The 15,505-nt window shown below is 61.9% G+C and carries 8 protein-coding genes; 3 read left to right on the forward strand and 5 right to left on the reverse strand.

The annotated features are described in order from the left end of the window. Nucleotides 1–220: 220 nt before the first annotated feature. The 3 genes from recC to recD are packed head-to-tail and all read left to right on the forward strand — an operon-like array spanning nucleotide 221 to nucleotide 9,485. The gene (gene recC / locus AC07RO_RS07835) at nucleotides 221–3,706 is read left to right on the forward strand and encodes an exodeoxyribonuclease V subunit gamma (protein ID WP_495085765.1); all 3,486 of its coding nucleotides are present in this window, start codon (nucleotides 221–223) and stop codon (nucleotides 3,704–3,706) included. Then, nucleotides 3,703–7,401: an exodeoxyribonuclease V subunit beta gene (gene recB, locus AC07RO_RS07840; protein WP_495085766.1), complete on the forward strand. Its 3,699-nt coding sequence runs from the start codon at nucleotides 3,703–3,705 to the stop codon at nucleotides 7,399–7,401. The genes recC and recB overlap by 4 nt, the downstream gene beginning before the upstream one ends. After that, nucleotides 7,398–9,485: an exodeoxyribonuclease V subunit alpha gene (gene recD / locus AC07RO_RS07845; protein ID WP_495085767.1), complete on the forward strand. Its 2,088-nt coding sequence runs from the start codon at nucleotides 7,398–7,400 to the stop codon at nucleotides 9,483–9,485. Before recB ends, recD begins: the two co-directional genes overlap by 4 nt. Before the next feature lie 3 nt (nucleotides 9,486–9,488). Here the strand turns inward: recD and AC07RO_RS07850 are convergent, their stop codons facing one another. From AC07RO_RS07850 to AC07RO_RS07870, 5 genes are all read right to left on the reverse strand, one after another. Continuing rightward, nucleotides 9,489–11,039 (reverse strand): amino acid ABC transporter permease/ATP-binding protein, encoded by a 1,551-nt coding sequence (locus AC07RO_RS07850; RefSeq protein ID WP_495085768.1) that lies wholly within the window; start codon nucleotides 11,037–11,039, stop codon nucleotides 9,489–9,491. Between the two features lie 165 nt (nucleotides 11,040–11,204). Continuing rightward, complete coding sequence (locus AC07RO_RS07855) at nucleotides 11,205–12,023, reverse strand: ABC transporter substrate-binding protein (protein WP_495086026.1); 819 nt, start codon at nucleotides 12,021–12,023, stop codon at nucleotides 11,205–11,207. Nucleotides 12,024–12,097: 74 nt separating this feature from the next. Continuing rightward, on the reverse strand, nucleotides 12,098–13,162 hold the full coding sequence (locus AC07RO_RS07860; RefSeq protein WP_495085769.1) for an isopenicillin N synthase family dioxygenase: 1,065 nt from the start codon (nucleotides 13,160–13,162) through the stop codon (nucleotides 12,098–12,100). A 13-nt stretch (nucleotides 13,163–13,175) separates the two neighbouring features. Continuing rightward, the gene (locus AC07RO_RS07865) at nucleotides 13,176–14,027 is read right to left on the reverse strand and encodes a sugar phosphate isomerase/epimerase family protein (protein ID WP_192170649.1); all 852 of its coding nucleotides are present in this window, start codon (nucleotides 14,025–14,027) and stop codon (nucleotides 13,176–13,178) included. Nucleotides 14,028–14,466: 439 nt separating this feature from the next. Continuing rightward, nucleotides 14,467–15,414, reverse strand: a complete 948-nt coding sequence (locus tag AC07RO_RS07870) for a LysR family transcriptional regulator (RefSeq protein WP_495085770.1) — start codon at nucleotides 15,412–15,414, stop codon at nucleotides 14,467–14,469. Nucleotides 15,415–15,505 lie beyond the last annotated feature (91 nt).

Consider the following 15,505-nt stretch of genomic DNA (forward strand, 5'->3'; position numbering starts at 1 on the left):
TTCCCCATGTGAGAGTAGGTCATCGTCAAGATTAAATTCCGAAACCCCATTTGCGAAAGCAGATGGGGTTTTGTTTTTTGCGCGCGGAAAAGCGGGCAGTCATCCTCATACCTAACAGCGGATGAGCGCAGTTGTCAGTCGCCCTGACAAGATCGACCGATAACGAATCCTCACCCTCTGTTAGTCTTCTCCCTCTTTTGAAAGACCAAGGGACGCAGCTATGCCGGTGACATCCAATCTCAACCCCGGATTTATGGTGGTCCATGGGAATCGCCTGGATGAACTGCGTGGCCTTGTGGTGTCCTGGATGCGGCGTTATCCCCTGACTCCGCTTGAGAACGAAGTAGCGCTGGTTCAAAGCAACGGCATTGCGCAGTGGCTGAAGCTTGCTTTGGCAGAAGATGCACAGGACGACGATCAAGGGGGTTGCGGCATTGCCGCTGCGATCGATGTGCAGCTCCCTGGCAGCTTTATGTGGCAGCTGTACCGTGCGGTGTTGGGCAAGGCAGAGATCCCGGAAACCTCATTGCTCGATAAGGCTCCCCTGACTTGGCGTTTGATGCGTCTATTGCCCGGCCTGATCAATCAGCCGCACTTCGAGCCGCTGCAGCGATTCCTGACGGCCGATACAGACCTGCGCAAGCGCTACCAGTTGTCCGAACGACTCGCTGACCTGTTCGATCAATATCAGGTGTATCGCGCCGACTGGCTGGAGGATTGGGCCGCGGGCAAGCACCAACTCAGGACCGGGCGGGGAGAGGCAAAGCCGCTCAAAGCAGAGAACTGCTGGCAGGCCGAACTGTGGCGTGCGCTGCTCCATGATGTCGGGGCAGAGGGGATGGCCCAGAGCCGGGCCGGCGTGCATCAACGTTACATCGAACGCATCAATAGCCTGGTCGAGGCACCGGCCGGTTTGCCGGCGCGGGTGATCGTTTTCGGTATTTCCTCTTTGCCCGCCCAGGCATTAGAGGCGCTTGCCGGGCTAGCCCGTTTCAGTCAGGTCCTGCTCTGCGTTCACAACCCTTGCCGCCATCACTGGGCAGACATCGTGGCTGACAAGGATCTCCTGCGCCACGAATACAAACGCCAATCGCGAAAACCCGGCATGCCAGTGGTGCTGAACCCTGATGCGCTGCACCAGCACGCTCACCCGTTACTGGCCGCTTGGGGCAAGCAGGGTCGTGACTACATCAATCTGCTCGACAGTCATGACGACCCGAACAGCTATCGCTCGATCTTTCGCGACGGGCGCATCGACCTGTTCAGCGAGAGCGAGCCCAAGACACTCCTGAATCAACTCCAGGACGATATCCTCGAGCTGCGCCCCTTGAGCGAGACCCGCGAAGTCTGGCCGCCCGTGGATATCAAGACCGACCGCTCCATTCGCTTTCATGTCGCCCACAGCGCCCAGCGCGAAGTGGAGGTGCTCCACGACCAACTGCTCGCGCGCTTCAGCAGGGATCCGGACCTTCGTCCGCGGGACGTCATCGTCATGGTCCCAGACATTGACAGCTACGCCCCTCACATTCGCGCAGTGTTTGGCCAACTGGATCGCGACGATCGCCGCTTTATTCCCTTCACCCTCGCCGATCAGGGCCAGCGTGGCCGTGATCCGTTGCTGATCGCCGTCGAGCATTTGCTGAAGATTCCGGACAGTCGATTCCCGGTCAGTGAAATCCTCGATCTGCTGGACGTCCCCGCATTACGAGCACGGTTCGGCATTGATGAGCGAGACCTGCCAACCCTCCATCGCTGGATTGAGGGCGCGGGTGTGCGATGGGGGCTCAATGCGAAGCAGCGTGAAGGGCTAGGGCTACCGGAACAGCTTGAGCAGAACAGCTGGCATTTCGGTCTGCGTCGCATGTTGCTGGGGTACGCCGTTGGGGCGGGTGCGGCTTACGACGGCATTCAGCCGTATGACGAAATCGGCGGGCTCGATGCGGCTCTTATTGGCCCGTTGGTGTCCCTGATCGACGCGCTTCAGGTCGCGCACAACGAACTCTCCCAACCCGCGACGCCCGCGATGTGGGGTGCGCGCCTTCAGGCGATCATGCAGCTGTTCTTCATGGCCGACAGTGAGCACGACGACTACCTGCTCAGTCAGCTGGAAACCCTGCGTGAAACCTGGCTGCAGATCTGCGAGACCGTTGGCCTGGAAGAAGAATTGCCGTTGACGGTCGTGCGTGAAGCCTGGCTGGCCGGGCTGGATCAAGGGCGGTTGTCCCAACGCTTTCTGGCCGGATCGGTCAACTTCTGCACGCTGATGCCGATGCGCGCCATTCCATTCAAAATCGTCTGCCTGCTGGGTATGAACGATGGCGATTACCCCCGCGCGCAGCCGCCGCTGGATTTCGATCTGATGGGCAGCGATTACCGTCCCGGCGACCGTTCCAGGCGTGAGGATGATCGTTATCTGCTGTTGGAAGCGCTGTTGTCCGCCCGTGATCAGCTGTACATCAGCTGGGTGGGGCGCAGTATTCGCGACAACTCCGAGCGGCCGGCTTCGGTGCTCATCGGGCAGCTGCGCGATCATCTGTCCAGCGGTTGGCGGCTGGCCGATGCCATCGAGCCCGAGGACGATAAAAAGCGTGATCCGGGCCAGCAGTTGCTGCACACACTCACCGTCGAGCATCCGCTGCAGCCTTTCAGCGCCAAGTACTTTCAGGAGAACCCGGAGTTCTTCAGCTTCGCCCGAGAATGGCAGGTGCTGCACGAAGCCGTCACCGAATCAGGGGAAACAAAAGCGCTGCAAAAGCACCAGCAGGAAGAGCCGTTGAGCCTGATGCAATTGCAGGATTTCCTGCGCAATCCGGTGAAGCACTTCTTCAGCCAGCGCTTGAAGATATTCTTTGAAGTCGCCGAAGCGCCATTGGCGGACGAGGAGCCGTTCGTACTCGACGCGCTCGAGCGCTATGGCCTCAGCGACAGTCTGTTGCAAGCGGCGCTCACAGATCCCGAGGACATTCAGGAATCGCTCCATGCTCAAGCAACGCGCTTGCAGGGCAGCGGCTTGCTGCCGATGGCCGGGTTTGGCACGTTGCTGCAGGATGAACTGATCGAACCGCTACCCGACCTCGTCGCCCGCTATCACGAATTGCTGATTCGCTGGCCGGTGCGGCTGCACAGCGCGTTGCCGGTCAGTTATCAGCATCAGGGCGTCGAGCTCGATGGCTGGGTCGATGGGCTTTATCAGAATCCTCAGAACGAGTTACTCGCGATCACCGCTATCCCCAATGCCATCGCCAGCAAGAAGACACGCAAGTGGCATCGCCTGACCAAGCCTTGGGTGAACCATCTGGTGGCCTGCGCGTGCGATCTGCCGTTGACCACCGCGCTGGTGGCCAGTGACGAGACGCTCTTGCTGCCGCCGCTAGACAAGGACACTGCCACGCGCACGCTGAATGACCTGCTGCTGGCCTGGCATCAGGGCATGCAGCGACCGCTTCCGATTGCGGTGAAGACGGCGTTTGCCTGGCTAGGCCAGAACGATGAAATCAAAGCCGAAGCCGCCGCGCGCAAGGCCTATGAAGGCGATGGCCAGAACAGCAAGGGCGAGCGTGCCGAGAGCACTGCCCTGGCGCGCCAGTTCCCGGACTTTGATGCGTTGCTGGGCAGCGAGGAATTCGTGGGTTGGTGCGAGGCGCTGTACAAACCGATTTTTGAAGCGCCTTGGCAGGCACTTTCTCGTGAGGAGGCCGGCGCATGAGTGACGCACAACAACCTCTGGCGCTGCGCTTCCCGCTGAGAGGCAGCCAGCTGATTGAAGCCAGCGCCGGCACCGGCAAGACGTTCACCATCTCGGCGCTGTACCTGCGTCTGGTATTGGGTCACGGCAGCGAGATTTCTGGCTTCGGCCGAGAGCTGTTACCGCCGCAGATTCTGGTGGTGACATTCACCGACGCAGCGACCAAGGAACTGCGCGACCGTATTCGCACGCGACTGGCCGAAGCCGCGCGGTTCTTTCGTGAAGAAATCGAAGCGCCTGATGCGTTGATCGCTGGGTTGCGGGACGAGTTCGCCATTGAGCAATGGCCCGGCTGCGCCAGCCGTCTCGACATCGCGGCGCAGTGGATGGACGAAGCGGCGGTCTCGACCATCCACAGCTGGTGTCAGCGCATGCTGCGCGAGCACGCCTTCGACAGCGGCAGCCTTTTCACCCAGAGCCTGGAAACCGATCACACCGATTTGCTGAGCGAAGTGCTGCGCGATTACTGGCGCAAATTCTGTTACCCCATGAGCGGTGACGCGCTGCTGTGGGTGCGCGAGAACTGGGGCGGACCCGCGGCGCTACTGCCAAGGGTGCGCGCATTGTTCGGCAGTGAGCGGGCGAGTGTGACGCAAACCCCGACGCAGATCATCGAGCACTCGATTCAGGAGCGCCGCGAAACCCTCCGCCAGCTCAAGGCGCCATGGGCCAACTGGGCGGCGGAGCTGCATGCGATCTGCATCGACGGCGTCGCCTGCAAAGTGGTCGATGGCCGCAAGATGCAGGAGCGTTATTTCAGACCCTGGTTCGACAAGCTGATTGCCTGGGCCAATGACGACGAGCAAGAGCAGTTGGACCTCGGCACCGGTTTCACCCGGCTGACGCCTGATGGCATTGCCGAAGCGTGGAAGAACAATCCCCCGTCGCACCCCGCGTTCGAGGCGATGGTCGAGCTCAAGGTGGCGCTGGACACGCTGCCAACGCCCGATGCAGCGGTGCTCGAACACGCCGCGCAATGGGTAGGCGCCCGCTTTGAAGAAGAGAAGCGACGCCGCGCGGAAATGGGTTTCGACGACATGCTGCTGCGGCTGGACGCTGCGTTGCGCGGCAGCGGTGGCGAGCGCCTGGCGACCCTGATCCGCGAGCAGTTTCCCGTCGCGCTGATCGATGAGTTTCAAGACACCGACCCGGTGCAGTACCGCATTTTCGACAGTATCTACCGGCTTGAGGCCAACGACGAGAGCACCGGCCTGTTTCTCATCGGCGATCCGAAGCAGGCGATCTACGCGTTCCGTGGTGCCGACATCTATACCTACCTGCGCGCCCGTCAGGCCACCACCGGACGCTTGCACACGCTGGGCACCAACTTCCGTTCCAGCCACGCGATGGTCGATGCGGTGAACCACGTGTTTACGCGCGCGGAGACGAGCGAGGCCGGTCGCGGAGCGTTCCTGTTCCGCACGCCTGAGGACAATCCCGTGCCGTTTCTGGCAGTCGGCTCCCAAGGCCGTAAAGAGACGTTGCAGGTCGACGGTCAGGTGCTTGCGGCGCTCAACGTCTGGCAGCTGGAAACCGATCAGCCAGTGTCGGGCACGGTGTATCGAGCGCAACTGGCGGCGAGTTGCGCCAGTGAGATCGTGCGTTTGCTCAACGCCGGGCAACAAGGGCAAGCGGGCTTTGCCAAAGCTGGAGAGCCATTGAGACAACTGCTGCCTGCCGACATCGCGATTCTGGTGCGGGATGGCAAGGAAGCCCAGGCGGTGCGTGGCGAGTTGTCGGCGCGGGGTGTGCGCAGTGTGTATCTCTCGGACAAGGACTCGGTGTTCGCGGCACAAGAAGCCCATGACTTGCTCGCCTGGCTCAAGGCCTGCGCCGAGCCTGACGCCGAGCGAACCCTGCGCGCGGCCTTGGCCTGCATCACCCTCGCGTTGCCGCTGGCCGAACTCGAGTTGTTGAATCAGGACGAGCTGGCGTGGGAAAACCGCGTCATGCAGTTCCGCGATTACCGACGCATCTGGCGCACCCAAGGCGTGCTGCCCATGCTGCGTCGGCTGCTGCACGACTTCAAATTGCCCCAAGCGCTGGTTCAGCGAACCGATGGCGAGCGTGTGCTGACCAACCTGCTGCACCTCAGCGAACTGATGCAGCAGGCCGCCGCCGAGCTGGATGGCGAGCAGGCCCTGATTCGCCATCTGAGCGAGCATCTGGCCCTGTCTGGCCAAGCGGGGGAAGAGCAGATCCTGCGCCTCGAAAGCGATGAGCAACTGGTCAAGGTCGTGACCATTCACAAATCCAAAGGCCTGGAATACCCGCTGGTGTTTCTGCCCTTCATCTGCTCGACGAAGCCGGTGGACGGCAGCCGTTTGCCGCTGCACTTCCATGACGCCGAAGGCCACGCGCAGATAAGTCTCAAACCCACGCCGGCGCTGATCGAGCAAGCGGATGACGAGCGTCTGGCGGAAGACCTGCGTCTGCTTTATGTGGCCCTGACCCGCGCTCAACACGCGTGCTGGCTGGGCGTTGCCGATCTCAAACGCGGCAGCAACAGCGCCTCGACACTCCATCGTTCGGCCCTGGGTTATTTGCTCGGCGGCGGGCAGAAGCTGGCTGAGTCAGTGGCATTGGGCCAATGGCTGCGCTCGCTGGCAGAGGACCACCCGGCCGTGAAAGTTGAACCCGTTCCACTGCCGACCACCGAATCCTTCAGCGCGCCGCGCAACGAGGTCGCATTGAGCAAGCCGCGCGTGCCCCGGCGCAGCGCTCGGGAGAACTGGTGGATTGCGTCCTACAGCGCGCTGCGCATTGGCGACACCATCACTGACAGCGGCGATCAGTCGCCGGACAGTCCGCAAGCGCAGAAGCTGTTCGACGATGAGCGTCTCGATCCGGATGCGCCGCGCGAGGTGATGGTCAGCGGCGGCGATATCCACCGATTCCCGCGTGGCCCCAACCCCGGCACCTTCCTGCACGGGCTGTTGGAATGGGCGGGCGAAAAGGGCTTTGCCGAGGCGGCTGCCGATCCGCTTGCGCTGGAGAAAGTCGTCGCCCAACGCTGCAATAGGCGCGACTGGAAAGGCTGGATCAACACGCTGACCGATTGGCTGCAGCATCTGCTGACCCTGCCGCTGCGTCTGGGCTCAGATGTGCAGCCCATGGCCTTGTGTGAGCTGGATCAGCCGAACCAGTACCGCGTCGAAATGGAGTTCTGGTTCGCCTGCTCGAAAGTCGATGTGGCGCAGATGGACGCGCTGGTTCGCCGATACACCCACAACGGTGCGCCGAGGGCGGCGGCAGAAACGGTTTCGCTGAACGGCATGTTCAAGGGCTTCATCGACCTGACGTTCGAGCACGAAGGCCGTTACTTCGTTGCCGATTACAAATCCAACTGGCTGGGCGTCGACGACGATGCCTACACCGAGCAGGCGATGGAAAACTCGATTCTGGACAACCGCTACGACCTGCAATACGTGCTTTACCTGCTGGCCTTGCACCGTCAGCTCAAGGCGCGGCTCGCCGATTACGATTACGACCGGCACATGGGCGGCGCGGTGTACCTGTTCGTGCGTGGCAGTCGTGGGGCGAGTCAGGGTGCGTGGTTCACCCGACCGCCCCGTGAGTTGATCGAAAGTCTCGATCTGCTGTTTCAGGGCCGAGCGCCGATCACGGCCGACGTGCTGTCAGGAGACCTCGTATGAACCGGACCTTCGCTCACTTGATGCCCTCAGCGCTGGACGCCGACAGCCTCGCCGAGCTGAAGCCCCTCAGCCGGGTGGATGACTTGCTGCTGTTGCTGCAGCGCTGGGTCGAACGCGGCTGGTTGCGCGCGCTGGACAAAGCCTTCGTGGCGTTTCTGGCTGAGCTCGATCCTGCCGCCGATTCGCTGGTGCTGTTGGCGGCCACGCTGACCAGCCACCAGTTGGGCCACGGGCACGTCTGTCTGGACCTCTATGAAACCCTGAAAGAGCCGGACTTCGCCCTGTCGCTGCCGCCGGAGGGCGATGTGTTGTCGACGCCGATGCTGCTGCCGTCCTCGCTGCTCAAATCCCTCGACGGCGCGACGTGGTGCAAGGCGCTGGAAGCCAGCGCCCTGGTGGCCCACGCAGGGGACCTCAGCGAAGCAGCGGCACAGAGGCCGTTGGTTTTGTCCGATCGGCGCCTGTACCTGCGCCGTTACTGGACGTATGAACGGCGGATCGATGCGGCGTTGCGTCGTCGACTGGCTCAGGTGGAAACGGGGTTCAGCGATTTGCCCCAGCGTCTGGATGCGCTGTTCGGCCCGGCCAACCAGGCGCCTGACGCCTTGATCGACTGGCAAAAGTTGGCGTGCGCCCTGGCAACCCGAGGCGCGTTCAGCATCATCACCGGCGGCCCCGGCACGGGCAAGACGACCACGGTCGTGCGTTTGCTGGCACTGCTGCAATCGCCAGCAGTGGAGCGCGGCAAGCCGTTGCGCATTCGCCTGGCGGCACCGACCGGCAAGGCCGCGGCACGCCTGACCGAGTCGATCAGTCATCAGGTGCAGTCGCTGCAAGTGCCGGAAGACGTGCGGCAGAAGATCCCCAGCGAAGTCACAACGGTTCACCGCTTGCTGGGCAGTCGTCCGGGCACGCGGCATTTCCGGCATCACGCGGGCAACCCGTTGCCGCTGGACGTGCTGGTTGTCGATGAAGCCTCGATGATCGACCTGGAAATGATGGCCAACCTGCTGGACGCGCTGCCGCCCCATGCGCGGATGGTGTTGTTGGGCGACAAGGATCAACTGGCGTCGGTCGAGGCTGGCGCCGTGCTGGGCGATTTGTGCCGCGACGCGGAGGTGGGGATGTACAGCCCGCAGACCCAGGCGTGGCTGGAATCGGTCAGCGGCGAAGATCTATCCAGGAGCGGCTTGCAGCAGGGCGACGATCAGCATCACGCGTTGGCCCAGCAAGTGGTGATGCTGCGCCATTCACGGCGTTTCGTGGCCGGCAGCGGCATTGGTCAGTTGGCGAAGCTGGTCAATCAGCAGCAGGACCAGGAAGCGCGCGCATTGCTCGCGGCTCGCCAGTACCCGGATCTGTTTTCCCTGGTGCTCAAGGGTGAGCAGGACCGCGCACTGTCGCGACTGCTGCTCGACGGTCACGGCGATGGCCCGCAAGGCTATCGCCATTATCTGGGCGTGATGCACGCGCAGCGGCCGCAAGACCTGACGCAGATCGAAGACCCGCGCAGTGTCGAGTGGGCGCGGCAGGTGCTGAATGCGTTCGATGAGTTCCAGCTGCTGTGTGCCGTGCGCAAAGGGCCGTGGGGCGTGGAAGGGTTGAATCGACGGATCACTGAAACGCTGTTCAGCGCCGGACTGATCGAGAGCGATCATCAGTGGTACGAGGGGCGCCCGGTGTTGATGACACGCAACGATTACGGGCTGGGTTTGATGAACGGCGACATCGGCATTGCCCTGCGTCTGCCCGAGGGGCCGGTCGAGGAAAACCGTCAGGCGCTGCGTGTTGCGTTCCCGCGTAACGACGGCAGCGGCGGCGTGCGCTTTGTGCTGCCAAGCCGGCTCAATGACGTGGAAACCGTGTACGCGATGACGGTGCACAAATCCCAGGGCTCGGAGTTCGCGCACACGGCGCTGATTCTGCCGGAGGCGCTGAACCCGGTGCTGACCAAGGAGCTGATCTACACCGGCATCACCCGGGCCAAGCACTGGTTCAGCCTGATCGAGCCGCGTCAGGGCGTGTTTGAAGAAGCGCTGCGGCGCAAGGTAAAGCGCCTGAGCGGGTTGATGTTGGGGCTGTGAGGCTCAAGCTTCTTTCAGCGCAGGCGTTTGTTGCGTCACGGCGTGATCCAGCCCCATGAACCTGCGCACACGCTCGCCGCACTGATCGGCAAGAATCGTCTGCGGCGCGGCGTCGACCTGCACGATGCCGTTTTCCATGAAAATCACCCGGTCGGAAATCGACAGGGCGAAGTCCATCTCATGGGTGACGATGAGCATCGTCATGCCTTCCTTCGCCAGGTCGGCGATGACCTTGAGCACGTCGCCCACCAACTCCGGGTCCAGCGCAGACGTCGGTTCGTCGAAGAGCATGATCTGCGGGTCCATCGCCAGTGCCCGGGCAATCGCCACGCGCTGTTGCTGACCGCCGGATAACTGATGGGGGTATTTGTGCGCATGGGCCAGCAGCCCGACCTTGTCGAGCAGGGCGTAGGCGCGTTGCTCGCTGAGGTCCCGGTCGCGGCCGTGATAGCGCGGCGCGAGGGTCACGTTGTCGAGGATGGTGCGGTGTGGGAACAGGTTGAAATTCTGGAACACCATGCCGATGCGCTGCACGCCCCGGCGGATCTGCGGCGCGTTGGGGTTGTCGCCCGCGTGAATGTAGCCCTCGCCAAACAGGATGATCTCGCCCTTGTCGATGGTCTCCAGGCTGTTGACCGTGCGAATCAGCGACGTCTTGCCCGAGCCCGACGGGCCGATGATGGAGATGACCTGCCCGGCCTCCACCTCCAGATTGATGCCCTTAAGCACTTCATGCTGCCCGTAGCTTTTGTGGATGTTGACCAGTTGCAGCGCCGGCGCAGCCCCCGGACCTGTGGCCTGCTCGCGCATCACTGCAGGCTGCGCGACGAGGCTGGCGCGCAGGTGAGTCAGGGCGCTGTCGTCGAGGGTTTGCGGCTTGCGGTTGCTCAGCTCAAGGTGCTGCTCCAGCCAGTGAAACAGCCAGCCGAACACCGTGACGATCATCACGTAATACACCGCGACGGCTGACAGCGTTTCCATGACCAGAAAGTTTTGCGCGTAGAGGCGTTGGCCCACGGTCAGCAGCTCGGTGAGGGAAATTACTGACACGAGTGAGGTCAGTTTCACCACGGTGATGTATTCATTCACCAGCGTCGGCAGGGAGATACGGAATGCCTGGGGGATGACGATCAGACGCTGCATGCCGATCAGACCAACACCCAGGGCGCGGCCCGCTTCCTTCTGGCCCTTGGCAACGGAGATCAGGCCGCCCCGGTGAATCTCCGCCATGTACGCCGCTTCCGTGACCACCAACGCGAGAAGGCCGGAATAGAAGGGGTTGGACAGCACGTCGCGGGTGACCGGAAACATCTGTGGCAGGTTGTAGGTAAACACCACCAACACCAGCAGCGGGACACTGCGGAAGAACCAGATATAAATCGACGCCGGCACGCTGATCCAGCGCGCGGTCGAGAGCTTGGCCGAGGCCAGCAGGAAACCCAGCAGCATGCCGATGAACCAGCCCAGGGCGCTGAGTTCGATCACGGTGATGCAGGATTCCCAGAAGTCAGCGACCGAGAACAGAGAAAAAAAGTAGGACCATTCGAATTGCATACACACACCTCAGCAGGGCGGGGCCCGGCGGGATTCTCTTGTCAAACGCGATCCCTGTAGGAGTGAGCTTGCTCGCGATGACTTCGGTACATCCGACACACCTTCATCGTCTGTCACGGCCAATCGCGAGCAAGCTCACTCCTACACGGGTGACGCATCAAGCCGTCAGTTCGCGGGCTCTTCCAGGTTGTATTTCTTCAAGAGCGCCGCGTATTCGCCGGATTTTTTGGTCTCGTCGAAGGCCTTGAGCAGCCCCTGATACAGCTCGTCATTGCCCTTCTTCACGTAGATGCCTAGCGTCTGCTGGTAGATGGAATGCTCGGTGCTGACCACCACGCGGCCCTTGGTGCGTTCGGCGATCATCCCGGCGGCGCCGTCGATCTCCACCTGCGCCTGCACGTTCCCTGACAGCAGCGCCTGGGTCACTTCCGGGGCCGACGGGAATTCGCTGACGGCGACCGGGCCTTTGCCCTTCGGCACGCAGTATTCGGCGGACAGCTTGTTGAACTGGGTGACCCACGTGGTCCCTTTTTCCAGGCCGATTTTCAGCCCGCACAAGTCTTCCGGCACCTTGGGTTTGAGCGGACTGTCCTTGAGCACCATGATCGCCGCGCCGGTTACAGCGTAGGGAATGGTCTGTGCCTGGGTCTGGCGCTCCGGCGTGATGTACATGCCCGAAATGATCGCGTCGTAGTGCCCGGCGTTGAGGCTGAGGATCAGGCTGGAGAACTTGGTGTCGACGAACTCCGCTTTGAGGTCCATGTGCTTGGCGAGCAGGCGCGAGAGGTCAGGGTCGGCACCGACGACGTTCTTCTTCTCGTCGTAGGATTCGAATGGGGGGTAGGTGATCTCCATGCCAACCTTGAACTGCCCGGGCGTCACGGTGGTGGCAGCTTGTGCGGCCGTGGCAGCCAATAACGACGCGCCGAGCATGGCGGAGGCAAGCACGGTCAAGCGGACAGCAGTGTTCAAAGTGTTGCGCATCGTCGGTGACTCCACGTCAGGAAGGTAGGGCTGGGTGTGCTGGGTATTCGGGTGATGCAGGGCGCCGTATCGCATCAAGATACGTCCTGTGTCTGATTCTTCAGGTGGCCGAAGCTCGACGGCTTACGCGCCTTTTCGTGCAGCTTGAGTTCGCCGTTCTCGACCTTGCGCCGCAGGTATTGGTAGGTCTGCAACGCCTGACCGAACATGTGCTCGCCGATGGTGATTTCTTCGTAGTCGGCCGTGCCCTTGTCGAACTGCGGAAGGGGCTTGATCTGGGTGTGAAAGTCACAGGCGAAGAACAGCGGAAACGAATAGCGCTCCTCGCTGACCGTGCGTACCCGATGAGCCGTAGCAACGAACGTACCAGCGGTCATGACCTCCAGCATGTCGCCGATGTTGACCACAAACGCGCCATCAACCGGGGGCGCGTCGATCCACTGCCCGAGGTCGTTCATCACTTCCAGCCCGGGCTTGTCGGCCAGCAGCATGGTGAAGCACTCGTAATCGGTGTGCGCACCAATTCCGGGCGCGTCCTGGGCGGCACCGTCAAACGGGTAATGAATCAAGCGCAGCTTGGAGGGCGGGCGGGTGACCATCGCCTCGAAGTAGCCTTCCTCCAGGCCCAGCGCCAGCGCAAAGCCATCGAACAGGCGGCGGCCCAGGGCAAATACCGCCGCGTAATACGCTTCGACCGCATGGCGAAAGCCGGGCAGGTCCGGCCACTCGTTAGCGCCGATCAGCGGGGTTTTGGCGATCACCAGCGGGTCGTCATCGCCCACTTCAAAACCGATATCGAACGCCTCTTTTTGATCCGGCTTGCCCTTGGCGTACACCTCTTCGCCTTCGGGCACGAAGCCTTTGTGGCTGCGTGAAGTGCCGATGTAGTGCTGCATTTTGTAATCGAGGGATTGGGCGAACAGGTCCTTGGCCGCCTGACGCAGACCCTCGATCAACGACGGTGCAATGCCGTGATTCCTGACGTACAGAAAGCCCACTTCCCGCGCCGCCTTGCCCAGTTCGTCGGCGACGGCCTGACGCAGTGCGATGTCGGGGCTGAACAACCCCGCGATATCGACCACCGGGATGCTGCTGAAATTGGCGACCTTCGGGGCTGCCGTGTGCGACGGATCTGGCATGACGAAACGCTCCTTATCGGCTTGTGGTGTGGGTGAAGCGCTGAAAATGTTCGCGTTCGGTCCGGCCCATCCACAGGTTCAGCGACCAGAGATCGGCCACCGGCACATTGGTGAAGGGCAGATGATGCAGATAGCCGTCGGCGCCGAATTCAGGCGTCATCGTGCTGACCTGATAACCGCGGGCCTGCTGGGATGTCCACACGGCTTCCCAGTGCTGCTGATGGAAAGCCAGCTCTCGGGCGTACTCGGGGGCAGCCGGATGAGGGACTTGCGGACCCTGGTCGTAGCCGACCCGAGCCTGAATGTGATGAACGCGCTCGACGAACGCGCTGAGGTCGTCTTCCGGGTCGTCGAGCAAACGCTCGCAGGTGACGATCCAGTGGCTGATGTCGCTGGTGAAGCGTAGATCGGGCAGTTGGCGGATCAGCTCAAGGGTGACCCACGGATTGAACAGCGAGCGGGCGCGATGGGTTTCGAAAGTGACGGTCTGCCCGTGCTTGCGCGCCACCTCCAGTGCCCGACCGAAGAAGTCCACCTGCTGCGGCAATTGCCAGCGGTCGTTGCCGGCCAGCACGTTGACGAAGCGCGGCGCCAGTTCGGTTGACCAGGCGAGCTTCTGTTCCAGATCGGTGAGGTGTTCCGCGGTGGTCGCTGATTGTTCCGGGAGGACGTCGTAGGCGGTGAAAACGGTGGCGATGTAAGGCACGTGATTGGCGCGCAGGAAGGCACCGAATTCCGCACGCTCGACAGGCGTCAGTGGCAGGCGTGCTTCCATGCCGTCGAATCCGGCTTCCAGCAGCTCATCCAGCGCCTGGGCCTTGCTGGCGCGGTAGCCCCAGAGCGTGCGGAAGATTTCCAGTTTCATCGAGCGTCCTCAAAGATTGCTGCAAGCGGCTGACGTGTGACCCGAGAAAGGGCTCCGACGCGGCGCGGGCCGAGACGGGTACAGCGGCAGTCACATCAGAAAAGGCAATCTTCGGGCCGTGTCTCTACTGGACGGGCTCCTTTATTGCGGCCGATCTTAGATTCGGCCGATGAACGGGAAGAATAGGAAAGCTCAAATGCATAGTTCAGAGATTTCTGAACTATGGTCGGGAGGTGCGAGGTAGACGCAGACTTCAGGCATGCGACGTTCATGTGGGAGTGGCCGGGATGGCGCTCCACCTTGCTCGCGAATAGATAGGAACATCCACCGCATCTTCAGCGCCTGAGATGCCGCCTTCGTGAGCAAGCTCACTCCCACAGGATCGCGTTTCATCCGCAGGCAAGTTGGGCGCTACCCCTACCTGCAGGCGACTTTTCGTTCAATCCACAAACGTCATCCGTTCCGTCTTGCCCAGCAGAAACCCCTGATTGCGCTCGGTAGCCTCACGGATGTAATCCCACAGCAACGTAATCCGCTTGAGCTTCCTCAAGTCCTCGCGGCAATACATCCAGAACTGCCGCGTGATATCCACCTCACTTTCCAGCACCGGCAACAGCCGAGCATCCTGTGCCGCCAGAAAGCACGGCAGGATCGCCAGCGCTCGTCCCTGCAACGCGGCGACGTATTGGGCGATGACGCTGGTGCTGCGCAGGGTGGCGTGGGCGCCGGGGAGGAGGTTGCTGAGGTAGAGCAATTCCGAGCTGAAGGCCAGGTCGTCGACATAGCTGATGAACGGATGGGCGGCGAGGTCTTCGGTCTTGTGGATCGGCGTGTGATTGTCGAGATACTCCTGAGTGGCGTAGAGCCTCAGGCTGTAGTCGCACAGCTTGCAGCACACGTAAGGTCCGTGCTCCGGACGCTCCAGCGCGATGACGATATCGGCCTCGCGCTTGGACAGGCTGATGAAGTGCGGCAGCGGCAGGATGTCCACCGAAATGGCAGGGTACGTGTCGGTGAAGTGACTGAGCTGCGGGGTGATGAAGAAGCTGCCGAAGCCTTCGGTGCAGCCCATGCGCACGTGCCCTGACAGTGCGACGCCGGAGCCGGAAACCTGCTCGCAGGCGATGTGCAGCGTGCTTTCGATGGACTCTGCCGCGCCGAGCAATCGCTGGCCTTCCGCCGTGAGGATGAAGCCGCTATTGCGGGATTTTTCGAACAGCAACGTGCCCAGTGAAGTCTCCAGCGAGCTGATCCGGCGCGACACCGTTGTGTAGTCCACCGCGAGGCGTTTGGCCGCGGAACTGGCCTTGCGCGTGCGCGCCACTTCGAGAAAAAACTTCAGGTCATCCCAGTTCAGCGCGCTCAGGGACGTGATGTTTTTTTGCATGTTCAACCTGCTTTTATGTGCGTTCTTATTAGAAGTTTGCACATCTATACTCCGAAGCGCGGCCGGATCCAACCTGTCCGTCAACGCCTGT

It is taken from the genome of Pseudomonas sp. GW821-FHT07F05 (assembly GCF_059418765.1).

Excerpts from the sequence above, each read along its gene's own strand:
- AC07RO_RS07870 (WP_495085770.1), bottom strand. The coding sequence starts at position 15,414 with ATGCAAAAAAACATCACGTCCCTGAGCGCGCTGAACTGGGATGACCTG.
- recD (WP_495085767.1), top strand. The coding sequence starts at position 7,398 with ATGAACCGGACCTTCGCTCACTTGATGCCCTCAGCGCTGGACGCCGAC.
- recC (WP_495085765.1), top strand. The coding sequence starts at position 221 with ATGCCGGTGACATCCAATCTCAACCCCGGATTTATGGTGGTCCATGGG.
- AC07RO_RS07860 (WP_495085769.1), bottom strand. The coding sequence starts at position 13,162 with ATGCCAGATCCGTCGCACACGGCAGCCCCGAAGGTCGCCAATTTCAGC.
- recB (WP_495085766.1), top strand. The coding sequence starts at position 3,703 with ATGAGTGACGCACAACAACCTCTGGCGCTGCGCTTCCCGCTGAGAGGC.
- AC07RO_RS07850 (WP_495085768.1), bottom strand. The coding sequence starts at position 11,039 with ATGCAATTCGAATGGTCCTACTTTTTTTCTCTGTTCTCGGTCGCTGAC.
- AC07RO_RS07855 (WP_495086026.1), bottom strand. The coding sequence starts at position 12,023 with ATGCGCAACACTTTGAACACTGCTGTCCGCTTGACCGTGCTTGCCTCC.
- AC07RO_RS07865 (WP_192170649.1), bottom strand. The coding sequence starts at position 14,027 with ATGAAACTGGAAATCTTCCGCACGCTCTGGGGCTACCGCGCCAGCAAG.